We start from the raw sequence: 18,096 nt of genomic DNA, 5'->3' as shown, positions 1-18,096 counted from the left end.
GATCGAACCGTGATTCTCCGTATTACTTGATCATGCGGATGCTGATCGGGTAGCGGTAGTTCTCGCCCTTGTTGGTGGCGATGGCCGCCTGGATGTGGAAGATCAGCGAGACGATCCAGACCACCGGCAGCAGCAGGAAGCCGATGATGACGATCGTCAGGATGAAGGAGACCACGTAGCCGATGAACATCGTGATCTGGAAGTTCAGCGCCTCGGCCGCCTGGTCACGGACGTAGGGGGACTCGTCCTTCTTCATCAGGTAGATGATGAGCGGGCCGATCCAGGAGACCAGCAGGCCCAGCAGGTGGGACAACATCGCCATCGTGGTGTCGTCGGTGCCGGGGCGCGGGCCGTACATGCCGGGGGTGTGGGGCTGGGGGGCCACCGCGTAGCCGTAGCCGGGCGGGGGCTGCTGGGGGTGGCCGTAGCCCTGGGGGCCCGATGGCTGCTGCCCGTAGGGGTAGGTGGCGGAGGGCGGCTGCTGGCTGTACCCGCCTGACGGCTGCTGGCCGTAGCCACCCGAGGGAGGTGGGACGTATCCGCCCGACGGCTGCTGGCCGTACCCGCTCGGAGGTTGCTGGCCGTATCCGCTCGGGGGCTGCTGGCCGTACTCGCTTGAGGGCTGTTGACCGTATCCGCCCGGAGGTTGCTGGCCGTACCCGCTTGAGGGTTGTTGACCGTAGCCTCCCGAGGGCGGCTGGTTGTAGTCGGGAATGTCGGAGCGCTCCACCCGGCGGGTGGAGTCGTCGTCAGGCTGGGGGTGGTCCTGGCTCATGATGCCTCCGTGACGAAGTCGATCAGCTCCTCGACCCGGCCGAGAAGCTCGGGCTCGAGGTCGGAAAAGGTCGAGACGGCGCCCAGGATGCGCCGCCACGCCGCGGCGGGCTCCATGCCCCAGCCCAGGGCGGCGATCACGCCCTCCTTCCACGGCACCCCGCGCGGCACGTCCGGCCAGCCCGGGATCCGCAGGACGGACGGCTTCACCGCCTGCCAGATGTCGATGTACGGGTGCCCGACGATCAGCACGTCGGGCGAGCTGACCTGGGCGGCGATCCGGCTCTCCTTGGAACCGGGCACCAGGTGGTCCACCAGGACCCCGAGCCGCCTGCCGGTGGACGGGCCGAACTCCGCGACGATGGCGGGCAGGTCGTCCACGCCCTCCAGGTACTCCACGACCACGCCCTCGACCCGCAGGTCATGGCCCCAGATCTTCTCCACGAGGGCGGCGTCGTGCACGCCCTCGACGTAGATGCGGCTCTCGCGGGCCACGCGGGCACGCAGGCCCTCGACGGCGATCGAGCCCGACGCGCTGCGCCTCGTCCCGCCCGCCGCCGGGGCGACCGGCCGCACCAGCGTCACCGGCCGGCCCTCCAGCAGGAACGCCGCGGGCGCGAGCGGGAACAGGCGGCGCTTGCCGAAGCGGTCCTCCAGCGTGACGGCCTCCTTGTCGCAGGCCACCACGGCGCCGCAGAAGCCGCTGCCGGCGTCCTCCACGACCAGGTCGAGATCCGCCGGGACCTGAGGGATCTTGCCCTTGCCCGGACGCCGCCAGTTCCCCGCGAGCACATCACCGTCGTACACACGGGGACCGTAGCAAATCACCCGCCCATCGCGAGGCGCTTGCGGTGGCCGCTGCGGCGCACCAGCACGATGACCGTCCACACCACCGCGATGAGCACGCCGACCGCGGGCAGGATGAACAGCGCGGCCACGCCGCCCATGATGCCGCCGGCCGCAGAGGCCAGGTCCTTGCCGACGCCGAAGCGGGTCTGCGCGTCGGGTTCGATCGTGCAGCTGATCTGGTAGTCACCGGCGGCCGGGGCGTTGACCAGCGCGATCAGCTCCCAGCTCGTGCCGTTGAGCTCGACGGTCTGGTTCACGGGAGTGGTGACGAGCTTGGCGTTGCCGTTGATCTGGCACTCCCAGCTGACCTGGGTGCCGCGCGACAGGTAGAGCGCGGGCCGGTCGGCCGGGTCGATGGTGACCGTGGCGGGCTGGCCGGGCTGGAACGTCTTGCTCGGGGCGGCGCCGCTCACGCCGCTCGTCACGCCGCCCGCGAACAGCGCGATGCCGGCGATCACGAACACCACGGCCACGCCCCAGGCCGCGGCGATCTGCCACAGCGGCGGGCGCAGCCGCTTGCCGTCCACCTGCGGGGGGAACTGGGGGGCGCCGTACGGGGGCTGGCCGAACTGCTGCTGGCCGTACTGGGGCTGCTGGCCGAAGGAGGGCTGGCCATACGGGGGTTGCTGGCCGTACTGGGGGCCCGACGGCGGCTGGCCGTACTGGGGGCCTGACGGCGGCTGGCCGTACGGCGGATCTGAGGGCGGCTGGCCGTACTGCGGGCCTGAGGGCGGCTGGCCCTGCTGGGGGCCCGACGGCTGCTGGCCGTACGGCGGGCCGCCCGGAGGCCCGTACTGGGGACCGCTCTGCGGCGGGGGGCCGTACGGGGGCCCGCCCTGCGGCGGAGGCTCGTACGGAGGCTGCTGAGGAGGCTGCCATCCTCCACCCTGCCGGAAATCATCACTCATACCCGCAAGTGTGGCCGTACCGGCTTGCCGTCCGCTAGCACGTGGGTTATCGCACCTTGTGGGTGAGAGCCGTACACTTGGCACTCGGGAACACCGAGTGCCAGACCTGGTGTTTCCCAAGGGAAGAGGTAGGAGGTGCACACGTGCTCGACGACAGGAAGCTCGCGGTCCTCCGTGCGATTGTCGAGGACTACGTGTCCACCAACGAACCGGTGGGCTCCAAGGCGCTGGCCGAGCGTCACAACCTCAAGGTCTCCCCGGCCACGGTGCGCAACGACATGGCCGCGCTGGAGGAGGAGGGGTACATCACCCAGCCGCACACCAGCGCGGGCCGGGTGCCGACGGACAAGGGCTACCGGCTCTTCGTCGACCGGCTCTCGCAGATCAAGCCGCTGTCCACGGCCGAGCGCAGGGCCATCGAGACGTTCCTGGCCGGCGCGGTCGACCTCGACGACGTGGTGACCCGCACGGTGCGGCTGCTCGCGCAGCTGACCAGGCAGGTCGCGGTGGTGCAGTATCCGACGCTGACGCGCTCCAGCGTGCGTCACGTCGAGCTCGTGCCGCTGAGCGAGCGGCGGATCATGCTCGTGCTGATCACCAACACGGGCCGGGTCGAGCAGCGCGTCGTCGAGCTGCCCGAGGTCATCGAGGATCCCCGGATCGCGCACCTGCGCGCCGTGCTCAACGCCTGTCTCGACGGGTGCGGGCTGGCCGAGGTGCCCGACCTGGTGGCCGATCTGCCGGAACGGCTTCCGGTGGAGGACCGGCCGGTCGTCGCGACGATTCTGTCGGTCCTGCTGGAGACGCTCGTCGAACGGCACGACGAGAAGATCGTTTTCGCCGGCGCGGCCAACCTGGCCGGCGCCGACTTCACCATCGGCCTGCGCGACGTCCTCGAAGCGCTGGAAGAGCAGGTCGTGCTCATGCGCCTGCTCGGCGAGACGACAACGGACACCCCGACCGCGCTCACCGTGCGCATCGGAGCGGAAAACCCCTATCTCCACGGTACGTCCATCGTCGCCACCGGATACGGTTCTGGCGACAACCAACTGGCCCGGCTGGGCGTCCTCGGCCCCACGAGGATGGACTACCCGGTGACCATGGGCGCCGTGCGCGCAGTGGCACGCTACGTCAGCCAGATCCTGGCTGCTTCTTAAGAGGTCGATAAGTGGCAAACAGCGACTACTACAGCACCCTCGGGGTGCGCCGTGACGCCAGTCAGGACGAGGTCAAGAAGGCCTATCGCCGGCTGGCCCGTGAGCTGCACCCTGACGTGAACCCCGATCCCGCGACGCAGGAGCGTTTCAAGGAGATCACGCAGGCGTACGAGGTGCTGTCGGACCCGCAGAAGCGCCAGATGTACGACCTGGGCGCCGACCCCTTCGCCACCGCCGGCGCGGGCGCCGGAGCGGCCGGTTTCGGTGCGGGCTTCCCCTTCAGCGACATCATGGACGCCTTCTTCGGTTCGGCGGGCGGCGGGCGCGGCCCCCGCTCGCGGGCCAGGAGGGGGCGCAACGCCACCATCCGCGTCGAGCTGGACCTGCGCGAGACGGCGTTCGGCACCACGCGCGAACTGGTCGTCGACACGGCCGTGGTCTGCGAGGTCTGCCAGGGCGCCGGCGCGGCGCCGGGCACCCACCCCGACACGTGTGACATGTGCGGCGGCCGGGGCGAGGTCTCCCAGGTCACCCGGTCCTTCCTGGGCCAGGTCATGACCTCGCGGCCGTGCCCCCAGTGCCAGGGCTTCGGCTCCATCATCCGCAACCCGTGCCAGGAGTGCGCGGGCGACGGCCGGGTGCGCACCCGCCGTACGATCAAGGTCCGCATCCCCGCGGGCGTCGAGGACGGCACCCACATCCAGCTGGCCGGTGAGGGCGAGGTCGGCCCCGGCGGCGGCCCGCCCGGAGACCTCTTCCTGGAGATCGTCGAGCGGCCGCACGAGATCTTCGAGCGGCGCGGTGACGACCTCCACTGCACCGTCCAGATCCCGATGACCGCCGCCGCCCTCGGCACCGTGCTGACGGTGGAGACGCTCGACGGCGCGGAGGAGGTCGACGTCCGGCCCGGCACGCAGTCCGGCCAGGTGATCTCCATGTACGGTCGCGGCGTGCAGCGCCTCAACGACTCCGGCCGCGGCGACCTGCTCATCCACGTCAACGTGGAGACGCCGGGCCGCCTCGACCCGGCCCAGGAGGAGCTGCTGCGCGAGCTGTCGAAGCTGCGTGGGGAGGAGCGCCCGCCCGGCAAGTTCGCGCCGGGTCAGCAGGGCTTCTTCTCCCGCCTGCGAGACGCCTTCAACGGCCGCTGACCTCCTTGTACGGCGAGCGGAGGCGGCCATGAGCGTTCCGGTGTTCCTGGCCGGGCGCGAGACGTTCGGCGGCGACGAGACGGTGCTCGACGGCCCGGAGGGCCGCCACGCGGCGGCCGTCAGGCGGCTGCGGGCAGGTGAGCGGGTCGACCTCACCGACGGCGACGGAGCGGTGGCCGAGTGCGTCGTGCGCGAGGCGCTCAAGGACCGGCTGCTGCTCGACGTGCTCAAGCGTTACGAGGTCCCGGCCCCGGCGCCGCGCGTGGTCGTGGTCCAGGGGCTGCCCAAGGGCGACAGGGGCGAGCTGGCCGTCGAGATGATGACCGAGGCCGGTGTCGACCGCATCGTGCCCTGGGCGGCCGCGCGCAGCATCACCCAGTGGAAGGGCGACAAGGTCGCCAAGGCGCTCGGAAAGTGGCGCGCCACCGCGCGGGAGGCGGGCAAGCAGGCACGGCGCTTCCACGGGGCCGAGGTGGCCGATCTGGCCTCCACCGCTCAGGTGGAGGCGTTGCTCGGGCGGGCGGCGCTGGCGCTCGTCCTGCATGAGGAGGCGGCGGAGCCGCTGTCGCGGGTGAGCCTGCCCGCCGGCGGGGAGATCGTGCTCGTGGTCGGGCCCGAGGGCGGGATCTCGGAAGGCGAGCTGGCCGGGTTTGTGACGGCGGGAGCCGTACCGGCGCTGATGGGGTCTACGGTGCTGCGGACCTCGACCGCGGGAGTGGCCGCGGCGGCGGTGCTGATGTCGCGCACCGGGCGCTGGTGAGACCTCAGTTCACCTGGTTGGAGGTCAGCGGCGTCGTCAGGTCGGTGGGTGGCGCGGGCGCCTGGTCGTCCGGCGGGCACTCCTCCGGCGGGCAGCTGCCGGACGGGATGGGCGTGTCGGTGGGGCCGGAGGGCGTGGGACTGGCGGACGCCGTGGGGCAGTCCTCGCGCGGGGCGGCCTCCTCTTCCGGAGTGGACGGGCACGGCGTCGGCGTCGGGGTGACGCTGCCGCTGGGGGACGGCTTCGCCGTCGACTTGGCCGACTCGGTGGCCTGACCGGGCGACGTCGGCGTGGGCGTCGGGTCGGCCGGCAGGATCGCCGGCTCTGACCTGCTCGGGCTGGGCTTGTCCTGCGGGCGGTTGGTGGAGGAGTTGTCCGGCGGGACCGTCGAGTCCTCCACCGGCTGGATCTGAGTGGGGGTGATGACCCGTTCCCTGAGTGAAGGAACCACCATGACGACGGTGCCCGCGACCAGTACGGCACTGACCGTGGCGGCGCCGATGCGCCACCACAACACGCTGCGCACGCCCCGCCGCTCGATGCGGCCGCGGATGATCTCCAGACCTTCCGGAGACGGCACGACCGCGTCCGCCTCCGCGCGGAGCACGCGGCGCAGAATGTCGCCGTACTCGTCGGGCGGCTGGGTCATGACATCTTCTCCAGGACGGATCGCAAGGCGGCCATGCCACGGGCGGTGTGGCTCTTGACCGCGCCCTTGCTGATGCCCATGGCATGGGCGATCTCAGCCTCGGACAGATCTCCGTAGTAACGAAGGACAAGGGCCTCTCTCTGCCGGGTCGGCAGCGCGCGTAATGCCTCGATGACAGCGGAGCGCTCCAGCTCGCCGATGGCGCCGTTCTCGGCGCTCGGGGCGTCTGGCAGGCCCTTGGGTGCGTACTTCTCCACGACGGCTCGGTGACGCAGAACGGAACGGGACCGGTTGACGACAGACTGCCGCAGGTAGGCGAGTGCCTTGTCGGGGTCACGCAGTCTGCGCCAGGCGCCATGGATGGCGACGAACGCGTCCTGCACGACTTCCTCCGCGGTTGCTATGTCGCGCACGAGCAACACGGCGAGACGAACCAATGACCGGAAGTGCGCACTGTACAGCGCGGTAACGGCCACGTCGGCGTCCCATCCGACCGGCACCGCCCCCAGCGACCTGTCGGCCAGAAGGGTTTCGGTGGTCACATCAATGGGACGCTCGGCCTTCCCTGCGGGTTTACGCTCTTCCGGTTCTTGAGGTTTTCCCGGTTCCTTGGGGTGCATTACCCAGTCGTGTCCTCGCCAGGTGGCCTCGCCCGAGCCTGAATCGTCTTTTGTGCTGAAGTGTCGCACACACACCCTAACCGCGCGGATCTTCCGGCGCACGGTACGCAGGATTACCGATTGGCAACGGGTCGCCTCGATAGGCTACTCCCGTGACCGACTGCCTCTTCTGCAAGATCGTGGCCAAGGAGATCCCGGCCGACGTCGTCCACGAGAGTGACCGTACCCTCGCCTTCCGTGACATCAACCCGCAGGCGCCCACGCACGTGCTCGTGATCCCCAAGGAGCACCACTCCGACGCCGCGGCGCTGGCCGTGGCCGACGACGGGCTGGCCGACGACGTGCTGAAGGCCGCCCACGCGGTGGCCGTACAGGAAGGGGTGGCCGAAACCGGGTACCGCGTGGTGTTCAATACCGGGGCCGGCGCGGGGCAGACCGTCTTCCACGTGCACGCGCATGTTCTCGGGGGGCGCAACCTGACCTGGCCTCCCGGCTGATATTGACGCGAGCGCGCGGGCCACTCCCGGCTACCATGGGGCCAGAGAAGTACACCCGAATTAAGACCGGGAGGCATCAGGCCCGAGGGCCTGACCCATGTCCGAACTACACGAATCCCGACGCACGGCACCTCCCTCGCGCACTCAGGCCAAGGTGCTGATCCCGGACGAATACCCGATGGTCAGCCTCCTGGGCTCCCGTGACGAGCTGCTGCGCGTCATCGAGGGCGCCTTCCGGGCCGACATCCACGTCCGGGGCAACGAGATCACCATCACCGGTACCCCCGACGAGAGCGGCGCCGTCGTGCGCCTGTTCGAGGAGCTGGTCGAGGTGCTGCGCAACGGCGGCGAGCTCTCGCCCGACGCCGTCGAGCGGAGCATCGCGATGATGAAGATGACCTCCGAGCGGCCCGCAGAGGTGCTGTCGCTCGACATCCTGTCCTCCAGGGGGCGGACCATCCGCCCCAAGACGGCCAACCAGAAGCGCTACGTCGACGCCATCGACAAGCACACGGTCGTGTTCGGCATCGGCCCCGCCGGCACGGGCAAGACCTACCTGGCGATGGCCAAGGCGGTCCGCGCGCTTCAGGAGAAGAAGGTCAACCGGATCATCCTCACCCGGCCGGCGGTCGAGGCGGGGGAGCGGCTGGGCTTCCTGCCCGGCACGCTCTACGAGAAGATCGACCCCTATCTCCGGCCGCTCTACGACGCGCTGCACGACATGCTCGACCCCGAGACGATCCCCAAGCTCATGGCCGCGGGCACGATCGAGGTCGCGCCGCTGGCGTACATGCGCGGCCGTACACTCAACGACGCCTTCATCATCCTCGACGAGGCGCAGAACACCTCGCCCGAGCAGATGAAGATGTTCCTCACCCGGCTGGGCTTCGGCTCCAAGATCGTGGTGACGGGCGACGTCACGCAGGTCGACCTCCCCTCCGGCACCGAGAGCGGCCTGCGCGTCGTGCAGGGCATCCTCTCGGACATCCGCGACATCCACTTCGCGACGCTGACCAGCGTCGACGTGGTGCGCCACCGGCTCGTCAGCGACATCGTCGACGCCTACGGCCGCTACGACGTGCTGAAGCAGCAGGAGCTGAAGTCCGTCAAGCAGCAGCAGCGGGGGCCCAGGCGATGAGAGAGCTACCGGATCTCGCGCTCGCGCGCCCGGCGAAGGAGGGCGCGTGAGCATCGAGATCAACAACGAGTCGGGGGACGGGGTCGACGAGGAGACGCTCGTCGCCCTCGCCACCCACGTGCTCGGCGAGATGGGCATCCACCCGCTCGCCGAGCTGTCCCTCCTCATCGTGGACGAGAACACCATGGCCGACCTCCACGAGAAGTGGATGGGCGAGCCGGGTCCCACCGACGTGCTCGCCTTCCCGATGGACGAACTGCGTCCCGGCGGCGGTGCCCGCGGCGACTCCGAGGGCCCGGCGGAGCCCGGCCTGCTCGGCGACGTCGTGCTGTGCCCGCCCGTCGCGGCCAGGCAGGCCGCCGAGGCCGGCCACAGCGCCGCCGACGAGCTGGAGCTGCTGTGCACCCACGGCATCCTCCACCTGCTCGGCTACGATCACGCCGAGCCTGAGGAGCACAAGGAGATGTTCGGGCTGCAGGCCCAGCTTCTCGCGTCGTGGAAAGAGGTGCGCTCCCCGCGGTGAACGCCTGGTTGCCTCTGGCCATCCTCCTCGTGGTGATCGCCGGCCTGATCGCCAGTGCGGAGACGGCGCTGACCCGCATCTCCCGGGTGCGGGCAGAGGAGTTCGTGCGCGAGGGCAGGAGAGGGTCCAAGCGCCTGCAGGACATCGTCACCGACCCGTCCGGCTCGCTCAACCTGCTGCTCCTGCTCAGGCTGAGCTGCGAGCTGGTCGCCACGGTGATCGTGACGTTGCTGTTCATCGACGTTCAGGGCGATCAGGGCTGGGCTTACGTGAGCGCCGCCGCCGTCATGATCGTGGTCAGCTACGTGATCGTCGGAGTCTCTCCCCGTACGCTGGGCCGTCAGCACGCGGAGCCGATCGCGCTGGCCGGAGCCCCCGTCGTCTACGGCCTCACCAAGATCTTCGGTCCGCTGCCCAAGCTGCTCATCCTGCTCGGCAACGCGCTCACGCCCGGCAAGGGCTTCCGCGAGGGCCCGTTCACCTCCGAGGCGGAGTTGCGCGACCTGGTCGACCTGGCCGAGGAGCGGCGGGTCATCGAGCCGGACGAGCGGGAGATGATCCACTCGGTCTTCGAGCTGGGTGACACGCTGGTGCGCGAGGTCATGGTGCCGCGTACCGACATGGTGTTCATCGAACGCGGCAAGACGCTCGACCGGGCGCTCTCGCTCCACCTGCGCAGCGGGTTCTCGCGCATCCCGGTCGTGGGGGAGAACGAGGACGACGTGATCGGCATCGCGTACCTCAAGGACATCACCCGGCGCGTGCACGAGAGCGGCGAGGGCACGGAGAAGGTCGAGTCCATCATGCGGCCGGCCACGTACGTGCCGGAGAGCAAGCCGATCGACCAGTTGCTGCGCGAGATGCAGGCGCGCCAGATCCACCTGGCCATCGTCATCGACGAGTACGGCGGGACCGCCGGGCTGGTCACCATCGAGGACGTCCTGGAGGAGATCGTCGGCGAGATCACCGACGAGTACGACCAGGAGGCGCCCCGGGTCGAGGCCATGTCCGACGGCGCGATGCGGGTGACGGCGCGGATGCCGGTGGACGAGCTGGGCGAGCTGTTCGACACCGAGATCGAGGTCGACGACGTCGAGACGGTGGGCGGACTGCTGGCGCACGCGCTGGGGCGGGTTCCCATCGCGGGGTCGCAGGCGCGGGTGGCGGGGCTGGAGCTGACCGCCGAGAGCCTGGCCGGGCGCCGCAACCGCATCAGCACGGTGGTGGTACGCCGCGCCCGCCCCGAATCCGACGAACCCATTCCCGCCTCCGCCGAACAGGACTGACCTCACCTCCTCGTGCACGGGCGCCGGGCCCGCCTGTGGGCGCCCTCCACCCGATGGGTTGCGCCCTCCTGGTCGATGCCACCAGGAGGGGTTGCCAGGGCGGTAGGTGGTCCGCCTCGGCAGCGCTCGTGGGCCTCGGAGCCGCCTGCCCGTCGGGGTTGAGGCCTGCCGGGCGTGCGGGCCGCCTGGGGTCGCGGCTCCGGGGTGTTGCCCCTTCGGCATCGCCCCGCACGGGGGCCGCCGCCTCGGCGATGCAAGCCGGGTGGGGGCCCGGTGCGCGTCGGGTGGGGTTTTCGCAGGTGAGGGGCCACGGGAAGTCGTACAAAGTCGTATTAAGTGTTCTACAAGCGAAATGCAAGCGAGGTGCCGCAATCTATTCACAGACGCCCAGTGCGGTGGGTGTCGCAGAGGGGTGATCCGGACGCCGGGTGGGGTTCGCGGCGCGAGGTAGCCCCTGGGGGGACGGCAACGTCTCGGTCAGCTAGCCGATCGCGACGTTGCTCGGCGTAAAGGGTGTTCTCGTCCGATAAACCGGGCGAGAGCACCCTTAAGCGTTTCCATAGGCATCTGACCGGTTGTTGGCTTCTCCGGTGGATTGCCGCATTCGTGTTCCGGGGAGATCGCACTCCGGGGGGAACATGGAACGCGGAGTGTGGATCATCGCCGGCGCCCTGCTCATGGCGGGGCTGACCGCGTGCGGGGGCGGCACCGTCGACGCGCAGTTCGACATGCGGGCGCAGGAGCGGCTCAAGGAGATCCTGAACAAGGATCCCAAGCTGCCCGACGGATTCTCGCCACGGCCGCAGGAGGCGTGGAAGGTTCCGTTCGCCGCCCGTGACCGGAACTGCCGTGCCGTACTCGACCCTGTGGCGGGGAAGGCGCCGCGGCGGGCGCTCACCGCGCAGGCGGCGGCCAGCTATCCCGGCAACGCGCTGGGGGAGACGGCCGGGGTGGCGCTGGCGCGGTACGCGGGGGCGGAGGCCGAGTGGCACATCGACGACCTCGGCAAGGCGCTGCGGGAGTGCCATGCGGTGAACGCCGGTGCCGGGACCGACCTGCGGCTGCGTACGCTGCCGGTCGGCGGCATGGGCGACGAGGCGGTGGCGGCGGAGCTGGCGGGGCGGCTCAACGGATATCCGTACGCGCTGAACGTGTTGCTCGTACGCGAAGGGGACACGCTGGTGTCACTGGTGCACACCGGGCTCAAGCGGGTCGATCCAAAACGCACGCAACAACTGGCGCAGTCGGTGCTCGGGATGGCCAGGGCCTAACCTAGTCTTCCGTGACTCTCGATCCCGAAGACAGCAAGATCATCACGCTGGCGCGGTCGGCCAGGGCGCGCAACGGCTCGCGTGAAGGCGCCGCCGTACGCGACGAGACCGGACGCACCTACTCGGCCACCAACGTCGCGCTCGACGCGCTCACGCTCTCCGCCGTGCAGGTCGCGGCGGCCATGGCGATCTCCAGCGGCGCGCGGAGCCTGGAGGCCGCCGCGCTGGTCACCGAGGGCGAGGGCCCGAGCGAGGCGGACGCCGCGGTGGTCGGCGAGCTGGGCGGCAAGCTGCTCGTGGCCGGTCCCGACGGCCGGCTGAGGGGCTGAGGGGCTGACATGGCGATGTCGCCGTTCCTGGCCGAGCTCAGGGCCGCGGTGGGCGGGCGGTTGCTGGTGCTGCCCTCGGTGACGGCCTGCGTGTTCGACGCGGAGGGGCGGCTGCTGCTCGCGCGCCACGGCGACGTCGGGAAGTGGGCGACGCCCGGCGGCGGCATCGACCCCGACGAGCAGCCGCAGGACGCCGTCGTGCGCGAGCTGCGCGAGGAGCTGTCCGTGGAGGCTTCGGTACGCGGCCTGATCGGCGTGTACGGCGGGCCGGACTTCCGCACCCACTACCCCAACGGCCACGAGGTCGCCTACGTCATCGCCGCCTACGTCTGCGTGCTCACCGGAGCCGCCACACCCACCCCCGACGGGGAGGAGATCAACGACTTCACCTGGGCCCTTCCCGGAGATCTCGCCGCGCTCGACATGACCGCGTGGTCGCCGCACGTGCTGCCCGACGCGTATGCCTGGTGGCGGCAGCACGGTGGCTGATGGGCCACAATCGACTATGTGACTTCGCCAGACAACCATCGCGCCGGTTTCGCCTGCTTCGTGGGGAGGCCGAACGTCGGCAAGTCCACGCTGATGAACGCCCTGGTCGGTACCAAGGTGGCCATCACCTCGTCCAAGCCGCAGACCACCCGGCGCGTCATCCGGGGCATCGTCCACCGGCCCGACGCCCAGTTGATCATCGTCGACACTCCGGGCCTGCACCGCCCGCGCACCCTGCTCGGCGAGCGCCTCGACAGCCTGGTGCTGTCCACGCTCACCGAGGTGGACGTCATCGGCTTCTGCGTGCCCGCCGGTGACGCGATCGGCAAGGGCGACCGCTTCATCGCCGAGAAGCTCGCCGCGGTGAAGAAGACGCCCGTCGTGGCCGTGGTCACCAAGTGCGACCTGGCCTCCAAGGAACAGATCGCCGAGCAGTTGCTGGCCGTCTCTGAGCTGGGGGAGTTCGCCGACATCGTCCCGGTCTCCGCGACCTCCGGCGACAACCTCGGCACGCTGGCCGACGTGCTCGTCCGGCACATGCCCGAGTCGCCGCCCCTGTACGAGGACGGCCGCCTCACCGACGAGCCCGAGCAGGTCCTGGTCGGCGAGCTGATCAGGGAGGCGGCGCTGGAAGGGGTACGCGACGAGCTGCCCCACTCGATCGCCGTCGTGGTCGACGAGATGCTGCCCCGCGAGGGCCGCGACGACCTGCTCGACATCTACGCGCACCTGTTCGTCGAGCGTCCCTCGCAGAAGGCCATCATCATCGGCCACAAGGGGGAACGGCTGCGCGACGTGGGCACCAGGGCCCGCAAGCAGATCGAGGCGCTGCTCGGCACCCGCGTCTACCTCGACCTGCGCATCAGCGTCGCCAAGGACTGGCAGCGCGACCCGAAGCAGTTGCGCAGGCTGGGCTTCTTCGACTGAGCCCCCGGCGGGGTTGTGGTGCGGGACGCCGGGCGGGCTTATGGTGATCGGGTGGGCGACTACCTATCGCCGCGGGTGTCGGGCAGGCCCGGACGCAAGGCACGCAGGGGATACGCGCTCGCCGTCGTCGCGGCAGGGGCGTTGCTGGTGGTCTGCGCGATCCTGCCCTGGGCTGGGCTCTCGGCGCGCAGCGACCTGATCGGCGCGGGCGTCGTCAGGACCGTGCGCGGCATCGACGACGGATTCGGCGTCTACACCCTGATCGCCGGGCTGGTCGCGGGCGGGTTCGGGGTGGCCGGGCTGATGACGGGACGCCGGCCGTGGGCCGGGCTGGCGGCGATTCCCGGCGCGGTGGCGGCGGCCGTTCTCGTGTTGTTCGTGGCCGACCCGCAGGGCGCGGGAGACCGGATCTCGGTTGACCTGGGCGGATTCCTGGCGATCGAGCCGGTGTTGCAGTACGGGTGGTTCGCCGCCCTGGGCAGCGCGCTGGCCGTCGTGGTCTTCGCCGTCCTCTCCCTGCTCCCACGTCGCGGCTGAGTGGGGGTGGGACGGCGGGCATCCCCGCCGTCCCCCATCGGTCAGGTGAGCGTGAACGTGGTCAGGACGGCGGCGTGGTCGGAGGTCCACTCATTGCCGCCGTGGCCGGGGTGGGGGGCCGGGGTCCCGGCGACGACCGCGTCGGAGGACTCGACGCTCAGCCCGCCGGCGTAGTGGACGAAGTCGATGCGGTCCTGCGGCTCGGGGTCGCCGACGCGATGGTCGTAGCCGTACCCGCCGGTGAAGGTCTTGTAGACGGGCGACCAGGTGTTGCCGGGCGCGGTGACCGGGTTGGGGCGGGCGACGCGGTAGGAGTCCTTGAGGCCCGCCTGCTCGGGGACCTTCGAGGTCGGCCACGGGATGCCGGAGCGCCCGCAGTGGGACGGCGCCGCCGCGGCGGTGTAGTCGAGGTGCGAGGGGGCGTTGAAGTCGCCGGTCAGGAGCACGGGGTGGGTCGCGGCGGCCTGCAGGTGGCCGCCCATGGCCTGGATGATCGCCTGGATCTGGCCGGTGCGGCCGGAGTTCGCCTCGCGGGTGAGCAACTGCTGGGTGGTGCGGTTGGAGAAGCAGGCGTCGTAGGGGCCGTAGGGGGTGTAGCCGAGGTGGGCGTTCCACAGGACCAGCTCGCGGCCGGTGCGCTCGTCGAGGCGGACGCGCGCGTAGACGCCGGCCAGCCCGGACTGCGACGGCAGCGGGCCGCGCGCGGTGATCGGATAGCGGCTGATGATGCCCAGGTCGGCGCCGGCCTGGTAGTGGTCCCAGCCGAGCGCCTGGGCGAGCTCCTGCGCCGAGGTCGAGGACGTCTCCTGCAGGCCGACCACGTCCACGTCGCGGTCCAGCAGGAAGCGCAGCTGCTTCTCCCGGCCGCCGGAGACCTGGCTGCCGCCGTGCCACAGGTTCCAGCTCAGCGCCTTCAGCCGGGGCACCAGCGTCTCGCTCGCCCCGCGTACCCGGATCGAGATCGATGCCGTGCTCGTCTGACCCGCCGCGTTGCGCGCCTCGACGGTGAGCGCCGAGGTTCCGGCCGCGGCAGGGGTGCCGCTGACGCGGCCGTCGGCGGCGACGGCGATCCACGCGGTGCCCGCCTTCTTGGTGAAGGTCAGTCCGGTCGTGTCGCCTTTCACCAGCCCTGTGACGCTCGCACCGTACGGCGTGCCGGCCCGCCCGTTGCGCAGCGTGAAGGGCGAGGTGACGAAGTGCAGGGTGGCGGAGCTGACGAGCTTGAGCCGGGCGGGCTGGGCCAGCCAGGCGTAGCCGTCCTGGGCGAGGAAGTAGACGACATAGTCGCCGGGCTCCAGCCCCTGTGTGGGCAGGGTGGCGGTGCCGTTGGCGCCGGGGGTGTAGACCCACGTGAGCGACGGGCCCACGAACTGCTCGGCGACGGGGCCGTTGCCGGGTTCGGTGTAGAGGCCGACCCAGTTCTTGGCGTGCGGGCGGGGCGTGGAGTAGGAGAGCCTGATCGGGTCGCCGGCCCGCACGGCGCTCGATTCGAGGGCGAGCGTGCCGTCGGGGGCGGCGGCGCGGGCGGGAACGGTCACGGTGATCAGGGCGAGGAGGGCGGCGGCTAACAGGGGGAGTAGACGCATCGGGGCTCCTAGTGGCTGGCTGTCCGAAGAGAGCATCCACTGGCAAAGTAAAGCTCAGATGTACGCAGTCTGACTAGTATCTACCCTGGTCAAGGGTGGACAAGTGGCGCAGCTGTCTAGACAAGCTCCTTGAGGATGTTGCGGGCCTGGGCGGTCAGCTCGGCCGCGCGGCCGGTGGCGCCCTCGGCCGTGTTGACCTCGGCCAGGGCCGTCAGCGCCGCGGCGTCGAGCAGGCGGTCGCCGAGCCGCAGGGCGATGCTCCTGGCCTGTTCGGCGGCCTCGCGGGCGGCCGGGACGTCGTGTTGCGCGAGCCGTACCGAGGACAGGGCGAGCAGGGCGTCGGTGCGGCGGTGGCGGTCGCCGAGGTCGGCGAGGTGTTCGGCGGCGGCGTTCAGGTGCGCGGCGGCCTCCTCCGGGCGGCCCGCGCGGCGCAGCACCTCGCCGAGGACGAGCAGGGTGTCGGCGCGCTCGCGCTCGCCCGCGGCCGCCTCCAGGCAGGTGGTCAGCAGGCGTTCGGCGTCCTGCGGGCGGCCCAGCTCCAGGTGGGCGCGGCCCAGGCGGCGGCGGGTGTGGTGGGCGTCGCGCACGGAGCCCGCGCGGTGGAACAGGCCCAGGGCCAGGCGGAGGCGTTCGTGCGCCTCCTGCCAGCGGTGTTCGGCGAGGAGCAGGTCGCCCTCGTCGCGCAGGATCAGGGCCTCGGCCCGGGGTTCGCCGGTCGCCTGGGCCGCGGGCAGGGCATGGGCCAGGACGGTACGCCAGTCGTCGAGGTGGCGGTGGCGCTCCAGGAACGGCGTCAGCAGGTGCGCGAGCTGCCAGCAGTCGGCGTCGAGCCCGGCCCGCCACAGGTCGCCGGTCAGGGCGACGAGGAAGCCGCGCTCGGCGGCCAGCCATTGTACCGACTCCTTGATCTCGCGGGTGGCGAAGGCGGCCGCGGGATCGCCGGAGACCAGGGGGAAACGGGAGACCCGCACCCTGGCCAGGACCAGTGTGACCAGCGCGGACAGCCCCGGCGGGTCCGGCTGCTCGCGGGCGAACAACCGGACCAGCTCGTGCATGCGGTAGCGGACCTGCCCGGCCACGTCCACCGTGTGCGCCTCCAGCAGGCCCGCCTCGACCAGCGCCTCGGCCTGGCCGCCGAAGACCTCGCTCACCCAGTCGCCCACGTCGGGCGCCGACAGCGCGCCGAGCCCGCGCAGCGTGCGCCCGGCCGCCTCCGGCAGGCCGTCGTAGCCGATGGCGAACGCGCTGCGGACGGTCTGGTCGCCCGCGTGCAGGCCGTCGAGCCGGCGGTGCTCGTTCTCCAGCAGGCCGACGAGGTAGTCGGCGGTCCAGGCGGGCCGGGCGGCCAGCCGTGAGCCGGCCACGCGCAGCGCGATCGGCAGGCCGCCGCAGAAACGGGCCAGCCGGACCAGCGCCTCGCCGGGTTCGCGGCCCGAGCTTCTGCTCAGCAGTTCCAGCGACTCCTCCGGGCCCAGCACGCCGACCGGCAGCCGCCTGGCGCCGGGCAGACCGGCCAGCGCCGACCGGCTGGTGATGATCGTGGGGGAGGAGGTCAGCAGCGGGCGTACCTGCTCCTCGTCGGCGGCGTTGTCGAGCAGGACCAGCAGGCGGCGGCCGGCCGCGTAGGCGCGCAGCAGCCGCTCGCGGCCTTCCGGCGAGTCGGGGACGGCCTGGGCGGGGCAGCCGAGCCAGCGCAGGAAGTCTTCGAGCACCGCGGCGGGGTCGCCGTTCTCGCGCAGGTCGGCGTAGAGGATGCCGTCGGGGAAGCTCGCGCGCTGCTGCCATGCCGCGTGTACGGCCAGCGCCGACTTGCCCGTCCCCGCCTGGCCATGGACGACCACCTGGTCCCCGACCACCTCTTCCAGCAGCTCGCCCCGGCCGGTGAAGTCGGCCACGTCGCGCGGCAGCAGGACCGGCGGCCCGGCGGAGACGTGCAGGGAGACGTCGTCGTGGAGCATGCGGTGGTAGAGCAGTTGCAGATCGGGGTCGGGCTCGATGGCGTGGCCGCCGTCGAGCTCCTCGCGCAGCGCGGCGTAGGCGGCCAGGGCGTCCACGCGCCGCCCGCTGCGGTAGAGGGCCAGCATGTACTGCCCGCGAAATCGCTGCCAGAGCGGGTGCCTGGCGACCAGGCCGCGCAGTTCGGCGAGGACGTCCCGGTGCCGGCCGGCGTCGAGGGCCCGCTGGTTCCTGCGCTCGATGGCCAGCAGGCGCAGCTCCTCCAGTTCCTCGCGCAGCCGGCCGGTCTCCAGCCAGCGCGAGCCGTCGGGGTCGACGTCCTCCAGTGCCGGGCCGCGCCACAGTGTCAGCGCCTCGTCGTAGCCGCCCTGCTCGACCAGGCTCCTGAACCGGTTGACGTCGAGCTGCTCCTCCTCCACGGCGAGCGTGTAGGTGCCGGAGACCGTGGTGATCACGTCCTTGCCGAGGAGCTGGCGCAGGTGGCCGATGTAGCCGCGGACCAGCGAGTCGGAGCGGTCGCCGCCCTCGCGTGGCCATAACAGGTCGCGCAGCCGTCCTACGCTCAGCGGGCGGCGGGCGTTCAGCACGAACATGGTCAGCAGGTCGCGGTGCTTGGGCGCGGTGGGGGTGCGGTCCTCCCCGCCGTGGCGCACCTCTAGCGGCCCCATGATCCGAAATTCCACGCTATT

Annotated in this window: 19 protein-coding genes; 12 read left to right on the top strand and 7 right to left on the bottom strand. The window is 71.2% G+C overall.

Annotated elements, in window-relative coordinates:
* Positions 1-22 precede the first annotated feature (22 nt).
* Genes ACIBKY_RS18920 through ACIBKY_RS18910 form a run of 3 tightly spaced genes read right to left on the bottom strand, consistent with a single transcriptional unit; the run spans position 23 to position 2,531 of the window.
* A complete protein-coding gene (locus ACIBKY_RS18920; RefSeq protein WP_397097941.1) occupies positions 23-775 on the bottom strand; it encodes a DUF4870 domain-containing protein in 753 nt (250 codons plus the stop codon).
* Entirely contained in the window at positions 772-1,581 is an 810-nt protein-coding gene (locus tag ACIBKY_RS18915) for a DUF3097 domain-containing protein (protein ID WP_397097940.1), read from the bottom strand. Before ACIBKY_RS18915 ends, ACIBKY_RS18920 begins: the two co-directional genes overlap by 4 nt.
* A gap of 17 nt (positions 1,582-1,598) precedes the next feature.
* Positions 1,599-2,531 (bottom strand): hypothetical protein, encoded by a 933-nt coding sequence (locus tag ACIBKY_RS18910; protein WP_397097939.1) that lies wholly within the window; start codon positions 2,529-2,531, stop codon positions 1,599-1,601.
* Between the two features lie 143 nt (positions 2,532-2,674).
* On the opposite strand from ACIBKY_RS18910, the gene hrcA reads away from it, so the two are divergent.
* The 3 genes from hrcA to ACIBKY_RS18895 are packed head-to-tail and all read left to right on the top strand — an operon-like array spanning position 2,675 to position 5,599.
* Positions 2,675-3,688, top strand: a complete 1,014-nt coding sequence (gene hrcA, locus ACIBKY_RS18905; protein ID WP_379616627.1) for a heat-inducible transcriptional repressor HrcA — start codon at positions 2,675-2,677, stop codon at positions 3,686-3,688.
* A gap of 11 nt (positions 3,689-3,699) precedes the next feature.
* A complete protein-coding gene (gene dnaJ, locus ACIBKY_RS18900; RefSeq protein WP_397097938.1) occupies positions 3,700-4,839 on the top strand; it encodes a molecular chaperone DnaJ in 1,140 nt (379 codons plus the stop codon).
* A gap of 28 nt (positions 4,840-4,867) precedes the next feature.
* Complete coding sequence (locus tag ACIBKY_RS18895) at positions 4,868-5,599, top strand: 16S rRNA (uracil(1498)-N(3))-methyltransferase (protein WP_397097937.1); 732 nt, start codon at positions 4,868-4,870, stop codon at positions 5,597-5,599.
* Positions 5,600-5,603: 4 nt separating this feature from the next.
* Here the strand turns inward: ACIBKY_RS18895 and ACIBKY_RS18890 are convergent, their stop codons facing one another.
* Complete coding sequence (locus ACIBKY_RS18890) at positions 5,604-6,248, bottom strand: hypothetical protein (RefSeq protein ID WP_397097936.1); 645 nt, start codon at positions 6,246-6,248, stop codon at positions 5,604-5,606.
* Positions 6,245-6,790: a SigE family RNA polymerase sigma factor gene (locus ACIBKY_RS18885; RefSeq protein ID WP_184967323.1), complete on the bottom strand. Its 546-nt coding sequence runs from the start codon at positions 6,788-6,790 to the stop codon at positions 6,245-6,247. Before ACIBKY_RS18885 ends, ACIBKY_RS18890 begins: the two co-directional genes overlap by 4 nt.
* 230 nt (positions 6,791-7,020) lie before the next feature.
* On the opposite strand from ACIBKY_RS18885, the gene ACIBKY_RS18880 reads away from it, so the two are divergent.
* From ACIBKY_RS18880 to ACIBKY_RS18840, 9 genes are all read left to right on the top strand, one after another.
* Positions 7,021-7,365 carry a histidine triad nucleotide-binding protein gene (locus ACIBKY_RS18880; protein WP_379616635.1) on the top strand — a complete coding sequence of 115 codons (345 nt, stop codon included), beginning with the start codon at positions 7,021-7,023 and terminating at the stop codon, positions 7,363-7,365.
* 97 nt (positions 7,366-7,462) lie between these two features.
* The gene (locus tag ACIBKY_RS18875; protein ID WP_184966592.1) at positions 7,463-8,503 is read left to right on the top strand and encodes a PhoH family protein; all 1,041 of its coding nucleotides are present in this window, start codon (positions 7,463-7,465) and stop codon (positions 8,501-8,503) included.
* Positions 8,504-8,549: 46 nt separating this feature from the next.
* On the top strand, positions 8,550-9,026 hold the full coding sequence (ybeY, locus tag ACIBKY_RS18870) for an rRNA maturation RNase YbeY (protein WP_397097935.1): 477 nt from the start codon (positions 8,550-8,552) through the stop codon (positions 9,024-9,026).
* A complete protein-coding gene (locus tag ACIBKY_RS18865; protein WP_397097934.1) occupies positions 9,023-10,312 on the top strand; it encodes a hemolysin family protein in 1,290 nt (429 codons plus the stop codon). Before ybeY ends, ACIBKY_RS18865 begins: the two co-directional genes overlap by 4 nt.
* A 638-nt stretch (positions 10,313-10,950) precedes the next feature.
* Positions 10,951-11,583 (top strand): hypothetical protein, encoded by a 633-nt coding sequence (locus ACIBKY_RS18860; RefSeq protein ID WP_397097933.1) that lies wholly within the window; start codon positions 10,951-10,953, stop codon positions 11,581-11,583.
* An 11-nt stretch (positions 11,584-11,594) separates the two neighbouring features.
* Positions 11,595-11,912, top strand: a complete 318-nt coding sequence (locus ACIBKY_RS18855) for a cytidine deaminase (protein ID WP_184966584.1) — start codon at positions 11,595-11,597, stop codon at positions 11,910-11,912.
* Positions 11,913-11,921: 9 nt separating this feature from the next.
* Complete coding sequence (locus tag ACIBKY_RS18850) at positions 11,922-12,401, top strand: NUDIX domain-containing protein (protein ID WP_397097932.1); 480 nt, start codon at positions 11,922-11,924, stop codon at positions 12,399-12,401.
* Between the two features lie 18 nt (positions 12,402-12,419).
* Positions 12,420-13,328: a GTPase Era gene (gene era / locus ACIBKY_RS18845; RefSeq protein WP_312896539.1), complete on the top strand. Its 909-nt coding sequence runs from the start codon at positions 12,420-12,422 to the stop codon at positions 13,326-13,328.
* A 51-nt stretch (positions 13,329-13,379) separates the two neighbouring features.
* Complete coding sequence (locus tag ACIBKY_RS18840; protein WP_397097931.1) at positions 13,380-13,865, top strand: hypothetical protein; 486 nt, start codon at positions 13,380-13,382, stop codon at positions 13,863-13,865.
* A 41-nt stretch (positions 13,866-13,906) separates the two neighbouring features.
* Here ACIBKY_RS18840 and ACIBKY_RS18835 read toward each other — a convergent pair whose 3' ends face one another.
* Positions 13,907-15,451 (bottom strand): endonuclease/exonuclease/phosphatase family protein, encoded by a 1,545-nt coding sequence (locus ACIBKY_RS18835; protein WP_397097930.1) that lies wholly within the window; start codon positions 15,449-15,451, stop codon positions 13,907-13,909.
* 116 nt (positions 15,452-15,567) lie between these two features.
* Entirely contained in the window at positions 15,568-18,075 is a 2,508-nt protein-coding gene (locus tag ACIBKY_RS18830) for a BTAD domain-containing putative transcriptional regulator (RefSeq protein WP_397097929.1), read from the bottom strand.
* Positions 18,076-18,096: the final 21 nt, after the last annotated feature.

Source organism: Nonomuraea sp. NPDC050394 (assembly GCF_044459065.1).
Taxonomy (GTDB): Bacteria; Actinomycetota; Actinomycetes; order Streptosporangiales; family Streptosporangiaceae; genus Nonomuraea.
Note: the sequence above shows the minus strand (reverse complement) of the source record. Positions and strands in the feature narration are given on the sequence as shown.